Origin of the sequence: Microbacterium sp., assembly GCF_030149085.1 — a bacterium.
In the GTDB taxonomy this organism is placed as follows: Bacteria; Actinomycetota; Actinomycetes; order Actinomycetales; family Microbacteriaceae; genus Microbacterium.
In genome coordinates, this window is the sequence record NZ_JASBSF010000352.1 from 1 (window position 1) to 6,690 (window position 6,690).

Here is a 6,690-nt window from a genome sequence, read left to right on the forward strand (position 1 = left end):
AAGATGTCCAAGTCGCTGGGGAATTTCGTGCTGGCGCGGGATGTCTTGGACGAGCACGATCCCCTCGTCGTGCGCTACGCCCTGGCTGCCGCCCACTATCGCTCGAACCTCGATCTCTCGCCCAAGTCCTTCGACGAGGCCGAGGCGGCTCTTGACCGCATCCGTACCTTCCTTGAGCGGGTGGGGCGGCACGGTGACTACGGCCGGTTCTCGTACGGCAATGAGGCGTTCGCGGCAGCGATGGATGACGACCTCGGCGTTCCGCAGGCCCTTGCCGTCGTCCACGAGCGAGTCCGCGAGGGCAATACCGCCCTCGACGCCGGCGACACCGAGACGGCACGAGCGCTAGCGGGAGAGGTTGCCACTCTGACAGGCATCCTCGGACTCAACCCTCTCGACCCGCAGTGGGCATCGGGACCGGGCTCGGAGGCGCCTGCACTGGACGCCCTCCTGCGAGAACTCATCGAGCAGCGCGCTCGCGCGCGCGCAGAAAAAGACTGGGCCGCGGCTGACCGCATCCGCGACGCGATCGCGGCTGCCGGGGTCACCCTCGAAGACGGGCCCGACGGAACGCATTGGAGCATCGCATGAGCAAGCCAGGGCGCCCAGGCGCACGCAAGTCCACCAAGAAGGGTGCAACCAAAGGCACCGGGGGCCTCGGACGCAAGTCTCTCGAGGGCAAGGGCCCGACTCCCAAAGCCGAGGACCGCAGCTGGCACGTTGCCGGCAAGCGGAAGGCTGCGCAGGAGCGCTACGCTGCCGCCGGTGGCACGGGGCGACCCGGAGCGCGGGTCGCGGGCTCGAACCCGAACCGCGGTGGTCGGCCGAAGCAGAACGACGACACCGAGACCGTGACCGGTCGCAACTCCGTCCTCGAGGCGCTGCGGGCTCGCATCCCCGCTACCGCGTTCTACATCGCCCAGCGTGTGGAGATGGATGACCGCGTCAAAGAGATGCTCTCGATCGCGGCGCACCGAGAGATTCCCGTGCTCGAGGTCACGAGGCCCGAGCTCGATCGAATGGCGGGCTTTGACGGCGTGCACCAGGGCGTGGCCCTCAAGGTGCCGCCCTACGAGTACGCGCATCCGCAGGACCTGCTGGAGAAGGTGATCGGTACGGGCCAGGTGCCGCTGCTGGTCGCGCTGGACGGCGTGACCGATCCGCGAAACCTCGGCGCCATCATCCGTTCGACCGCAGCTTTCGGCGGTCAGGGTGTCATCATCCCGCAGCGCCGCTCTGCAGGCGTCAACTCGGCGGCGTGGAAGACCTCGGCGGGAGCTGCAGCCCGTATTCCGGTGGCCATCGCCCCGAACCTCACGACAACGCTCAAGGAGTTCAAGAAGCAGGGCGTGTTCGTGCTCGGCCTCGATGGCGACGGCGACGTGTCACTTCCCGCGCTCGAGCTCGCCGATCGCCCCGTCGTGATCGTCGTCGGCTCGGAAGGCAAGGGGCTCTCGCGCCTCGTGACCGAGACATGCGACCAGATCGTCTCGATCCCGATCTCGGCAGCTACCGAGTCCTTGAACGCCGGAATCGCGGCATCCGTCGCGCTGTACCAGGTATCGACCCTGCGGGCCGAATAGGCAGGGCCGAACGAACTCAGCGGCGGCGCCGAGATCGACGCCGCCGCTGAGCAGACTGAATGCTGGGCCGTATCAGTCCTTCTTGTACTGATACGGGTTGTACAGAACCTCGGCCTCGGGGATCTCGGGGAACTGCCCGGCGATCCAGTCGTCACCGACCTCGCGTTCCAGGTACGAGACGGTGTCTTCGAGCTTGGCCTTCACCCCCGGCAAGTCACCGGCCACGAGGGCGCCCTCGGACTTGACGATTTCACCGCCGACCAGCACCGTGTGCACGTCACCGCGCTGTGCCTGGTAGACGATCTGGCCCCAGGGGTTGATCAGCGGCGCCCAGGTGGCCGACGCGTCGTTCTTGAGCAGCACGACGTCGCCGAGCTTGCCCTTCTCGAGCGACCCGATGAGGTGGTCCTTGCCGATCGCTGCGGCTCCACCGCGGGTGGCCATGTGAACGACTTCCTCGGCGCGAAGCTTCACATGAGTCACGGTCTCCGCGGGCTCGAGCTGGTGGGCGTGGTAGTGCTCCAGGGCACGGTCCGCGTTCACGGTGGCGCGCATCGCCGAGAACAGGTCGGCGCTGAACCACACGCTGGTGTCCACCGAGAGCGATGCCGGGATGCCGTAACGCCGCAGCTGATGAACCGGTGGATAGCCCTGGCCGCACGTGTCCTCGGATTCCGTCGCGAGAGAGACGTTTCCGCCCGTCGCAGCGATCTTCTGGTAGGACTCCGCCGACAAGGATGCCGCGTGAACGTATGTGTAGCCCTCCTTCATCACACCGGCGTCGTATGCATTGCGGATGCCCCAATCGTTGGTTGCACCCCACACGCCGGCGTGCGTCGTCACGGGCAGCCCGAGCTCTTCGGCAACGCGGTACGCGGCAAGCTCAGGGAACGCGTCGTCCTGGTTCGGTACGTCGAAGGCGATCTGCGTGCCGAACATGCGGGAGTCATCCCGTGAGCGAACCAGAAGATCCTGGATCGCGGGGTCAGCCGTCCACTCCCAGGGCGAGCCGGCGAGGTTGCCGTAGGCGAAGACGAAGCGACCCGGTGAGGTTGCCAGCGCTTCGTACGCGGCTTCGCCATGCTCGATCGTGCGCAGTCCGTGCGACCAGTCGACGCTGGTCGTCACGCCGGATTCGACGGCGTCGAGCGCCGAGATCAGGTTGCCTGCCGCGATGTCCTGAGGGCGGAACTTCATGCCGTGCTGCAGGTAGTACCACACGAAGTACTGGGTCAGAGTCCAGTCGGCGCCGTAGGCGCGCATCGCGGTCTGCCACATGTGACGGTGGGTGTCCACCATCCCTGGCATGACGATGCCACCTTTCGCATCGATCTCGAACGTGCCATCGGGAACGGCGAGGTTCTCTCCCACCTCGGCGATCTTGCCGTCGACGACGAGGACGTCACCGTGCGGCAGGACTGTATGGGCATCGTCCATCGTGACGACGATGCCCCGCCGGAACACGACAGGCTGTCCGGGTTGGGGCAGCGGGCTCTCGGGCATTGACGCTCATCCTCCTTGATTTGCGGTCGGTGCTCCCAATAAAGCACTACTGGACACCCTTGTCCAGTATCACTATTCAGCGGCTGTCTCCCCGAGGATCGGGACATCTCGCCGGCTCACTTCTGCGATCGCGCTCCAGTCCAGGTCCTTCAGGTCGTCGTGGGCAAGGGCTGCCTCGAAGACGGCGGTGAGCGCGGGAAGTGTGGCGGGGCTCACGCCCACCGAGCGTGCAACCTGCTCCGCGAGATCGAGGTCTTTTCGCCCGAGCGCGATATGGAAACCGGGCGGGGAATACCGCTGTGCCGCGATGATGTCGCCATAGCCGCTGTATGCGACCCCGCCGAACAGGGTGCTCGAGAGCAACTCCGTGAAGGTTTCGGCGGGAACTCCGAGTCGTTCGGTCATGGCAACCGACTCGCCGATCGCCTGCATCGCATGGATGATGTTGTAGTTCACGGCTGCCTTGACCGCATTGGCCACCGACGGCCGCTCGCCGAGGATCCACACGCGCTTTCCCATGGCATCCAGATAGGGCCGGATCTCGCCGACGGCGCTCGGGCTGCCGGCGACGAGGATATTGAGTTCGCCCTCCGCGGCAACAGACGGACGTCCGAGAACGGGCGCAGCGATGTACGTCCCTCCCGCCGCCGTCACCTGATCGGCCAGGCTCGCTGCCAGGTCGGGGCTGATCGATGCCATGGCGACATGGATCCGCCCACGCAGAACCGCGATGCGGTTCTGCGTCATCACGGCCTGCATCGCCTCGTCGTTGGCGAGCATCGAGAACGAGATCGCGCATGCGAGTGCTTCCTCGGGAGCGTCGACCCGCACGGCTCCGCGAGACACCGCAGCCGCGACGGCGTCGGGCGACCGGTTCCAGACGCGAACCTCATGCCCGGCGTCGATGAGACGGCCCGCCATGGCCGATCCCATGGAGCCCAGCCCGAGGAAGCCGATGGTACTCACGCTTCGCCGCGTCCCCAGACGGTATTGCGATGCGACTGCGAGTCCCGGTTGAGGTTCAGTGGCCCGTCGATCGTGTAGTAGCGGCGCCCGGCGACGATGAGTTCCTCCGCGGGGAACTTCGTGATGACCTCGCATCCGTCGGCAGTCACGACGACCTCCTCCTCGATGCGCGCTGCCCCCCAGCCGTCTGCGGCGGGCCAGTACGTCTCCAGTGCGAAGACCATACCTTCCTCCAGGACTTCGGGGTGATCGAACGACGTGAGTCGCGAGAAGATCGGCTTCTCCCAGATCGACAGTCCCACGCCGTGGCCGTACTGCAGCGCGAATGCCGCCATCTCGTCAGGGAAGCCGAATTCCTCAGCGCGGGGCCAGACGGCGGCGATGTCGGCGGTCGTCGCGCCCGGGCGGACGAGAGCGATCGCACGGTCCATGTACTCGCGCGCACGGGTGTACGCATCCTTCTGCGCCTGGCTGGCCGATCCGACGGCGAACGTGCGGTAGTAGCACGTGCGGTAGCCGTTGAAGCTGTGCAGGATGTCGAAGAACGCGGGGTCGCCGGGGCGGATCAGCCGGTCGCTGAACACATGCGGATGCGGCGAACAGCGCTCCCCGGATATGGCGTTGACACCTTCGACGTACTCGGAGCCGAGGTCGTAGAGCGTTTTGGCGACGACCCCGACTGCCTCGTTCTCGCGCACGCCGGGACGCAGGAACCGGTAGAGCTCCTCGTAGGCGGCATCCACCATGCTCGCGGCCTGCGTGAGCAGTCGGATCTCGTCGGAGGTCTTGATGCGCCTGGCCTCCATGAACACCTGCTGACCGTCCACGACCTCGATCCCCTCTCGTTGAAGAGCGATCAGGACGGGCATCTCGATGACGTCGACTCCGAGCGGTTCGTTTGCGAGGCCGAACTTCTCGAGTTCGCGCTTCACTTTTCGCGCGACGTCCCCGGCCAGGTCAGCGTCCGGGGGAAAGGCACCGCGCAGGGTCGAGATGCCGGCGCGAGCACCGCTTTCGAGCCGGGGCCGCTTGGCGCCTTCGTGCGGCGAATGGGGATCGGCGTCTGCCTCTGCCGACGTGACGTCGAGCCAGGGGTTGTAGAGCGCGTGGTGCTTCGCTGCCGATCCGAAGTCCCACACGATCGGGTCGGTCTTGCGTGTGAGCAAGGCGAATCGGATGAGCTTGTCCATCGCCCACGTGCCGATGTGCGTCCCGCTCATGTAGCGGATGTTGGAGAAGTCGAACGCGAGCACCGCTCCGAGGTCGGAGCGTTCCAACTCCGCGTGCAACCGCGCGAGGCGCGCATCGCGAAGCCGTTCGAAGTCGACGCGCTGCTCCCAATCGACAGCGGCGGTACCCGTCGTTCCCGTGCTCTTCATCGAGGCTCCCTCCGTCAGCGGCGTGCTTGACATCGACCCGTGGGTCGAGTTCACTCAAGTAAAGCCCTACTGGACACTGATGTCCAGTTGCACTTCGTCGGCGCGAAGAGAGCGTGAGGAAAGACCGTGAGTGAACGGACCATCGTCGTTGTCGGCGGAACATCCGGTATCGGACTCGAGATTGCCAAGGACTGCCTCGCGCGGGGAGAGAAGGTCGTCATCACAGGCCGCGATCTCAGCCGCACCCAGGAGATTGCGCGCGGCCTCGGTGAGGGCGCGCGCGGTGTAGCTCTGGACATTTCCGAGCCCCACAGCATCGCGGACCAGCTCGCCGACATCGAACGGGTAGACGGGCTCGTCCTTGCGGCTATCGAACGGGATGCCAACTCGATCCGCGACTACGACATCGATCGCGCGGTCCGCCTGGTCACTCTCAAACTCGTCGGGTACTCGGCCACCGTTCGAGCGCTCCTGGACCGGATGGCACCGACTGTCGATACGGGGATCGTGCTGTTCGGCGGACGCGCGAAGGATCTGCCATACCCGGGGTCGACCACCGTCTCGTCCATCAACGGCGGCGTCACGGGCCTGATCAACACTCTCGCGCTCGAACTCGCGCCGATCCGTGTCAACGCGATCCACCCGGGGATCATCGGCGACAGCCCGTTCTGGGCATCCAAGCCCGAGGGCGTCTTGGAGCAGTACGAACGACACACTCCGGGTGGCGAACTCGCGACGATGGCCGATGTGGTCGATGCCACCCAATTCCTGTTGCGCAACCGAGGCGTCTCGGCAGTGAACCTGCCGGTCGACCGCGGAACCGTGCTGATGTAGGACGCGGCGGTCCACGGCTGTGCACAGGTCCTGCCCTAGAATGAGCGGACGTTCGCGGCTGACCAGTGGCTGCGCTGGTGGGAGATCATGACCGAGGGCCTGGGAGCCAAGCTCCGCGAGGTGCGCACTGCGAAGGGCATGAGCCTTCGCTCGCTGGCGCAGGCTCTTGGCGTCTCCGCGTCGTTGATCTCGCAGGTGGAGATCGGAAAGACGCAGCCGTCGGTCTCGACTCTGTTCGCCATGGCCAACCACCTCGGAGTGTCGTTGGACGAGCTGGTCGGCAACGTTCCCACGGCGAGTCCGTCGCCCGTTGCCCCAGTTCCCACACCACCGGATGCGTCAACTGTCCGGCGCGCTGCCGAGTACCCGGTGATCGAGATGGAGAACGGCGTTCGCTGGGAGAAGCTCGCCAGTGTTCCCGGAGG

Annotated in this window: 7 protein-coding genes; 4 read left to right on the forward strand and 3 right to left on the reverse strand. The window is 66.0% G+C overall.

Annotated features, from left to right (window positions below):
- Together Q1V87_RS14415 and rlmB are read left to right on the forward strand one after the other, a co-directional pair.
- The coding region (locus Q1V87_RS14415) for a DALR domain-containing protein (RefSeq protein ID WP_366945448.1) at positions 1 to 591 on the forward strand (591 nt) is incomplete at its 5' end.
- The gene (gene rlmB, locus Q1V87_RS14420) at positions 588 to 1,583 is read left to right on the forward strand and encodes a 23S rRNA (guanosine(2251)-2'-O)-methyltransferase RlmB (RefSeq protein WP_300594332.1); all 996 of its coding nucleotides are present in this window, start codon (positions 588 to 590) and stop codon (positions 1,581 to 1,583) included. The genes Q1V87_RS14415 and rlmB, both read left to right, overlap by 4 nt.
- Before the next feature lie 72 nt (positions 1,584 to 1,655).
- Here the strand turns inward: rlmB and Q1V87_RS14425 are convergent, their stop codons facing one another.
- The 3 genes from Q1V87_RS14425 to Q1V87_RS14435 all read right to left on the reverse strand — a co-directional run bounded on the left by Q1V87_RS14425 (position 1,656) and on the right by Q1V87_RS14435 (position 5,431).
- Entirely contained in the window at positions 1,656 to 3,086 is a 1,431-nt protein-coding gene (locus Q1V87_RS14425; RefSeq protein WP_300594334.1) for an amidohydrolase family protein, read from the reverse strand.
- A 72-nt stretch (positions 3,087 to 3,158) separates the two neighbouring features.
- Positions 3,159 to 4,052, reverse strand: a complete 894-nt coding sequence (locus tag Q1V87_RS14430; RefSeq protein ID WP_300594337.1) for an NAD(P)-dependent oxidoreductase — start codon at positions 4,050 to 4,052, stop codon at positions 3,159 to 3,161.
- The gene (locus Q1V87_RS14435) at positions 4,049 to 5,431 is read right to left on the reverse strand and encodes a Xaa-Pro peptidase family protein (protein ID WP_300594340.1); all 1,383 of its coding nucleotides are present in this window, start codon (positions 5,429 to 5,431) and stop codon (positions 4,049 to 4,051) included. The genes Q1V87_RS14430 and Q1V87_RS14435 overlap by 4 nt, the downstream gene beginning before the upstream one ends.
- A gap of 126 nt (positions 5,432 to 5,557) precedes the next feature.
- Here Q1V87_RS14435 and Q1V87_RS14440 point away from each other — a divergent pair, with 126 nt between their 5' ends.
- Both Q1V87_RS14440 and Q1V87_RS14445 read left to right on the forward strand, forming a co-directional pair.
- Positions 5,558 to 6,265, forward strand: a complete 708-nt coding sequence (locus tag Q1V87_RS14440; protein ID WP_300594343.1) for an SDR family oxidoreductase — start codon at positions 5,558 to 5,560, stop codon at positions 6,263 to 6,265.
- An 87-nt stretch (positions 6,266 to 6,352) separates the two neighbouring features.
- A partial coding sequence (locus Q1V87_RS14445; RefSeq protein WP_300594346.1) for a helix-turn-helix transcriptional regulator occupies positions 6,353 to 6,690 on the forward strand: 338 nt, incomplete at its 3' end.

What these genes read in the sequence shown, in the direction of transcription:
- rlmB (WP_300594332.1), top strand. Translation starts at nt 588, where the DNA reads ATGAGCAAGCCAGGGCGCCCAGGCGCACGCAAGTCCACCAAGAAGGGT.
- Q1V87_RS14425 (WP_300594334.1), bottom strand. Translation starts at nt 3,086, where the DNA reads ATGCCCGAGAGCCCGCTGCCCCAACCCGGACAGCCTGTCGTGTTCCGG.
- Q1V87_RS14435 (WP_300594340.1), bottom strand. Translation starts at nt 5,431, where the DNA reads ATGAAGAGCACGGGAACGACGGGTACCGCCGCTGTCGATTGGGAGCAG.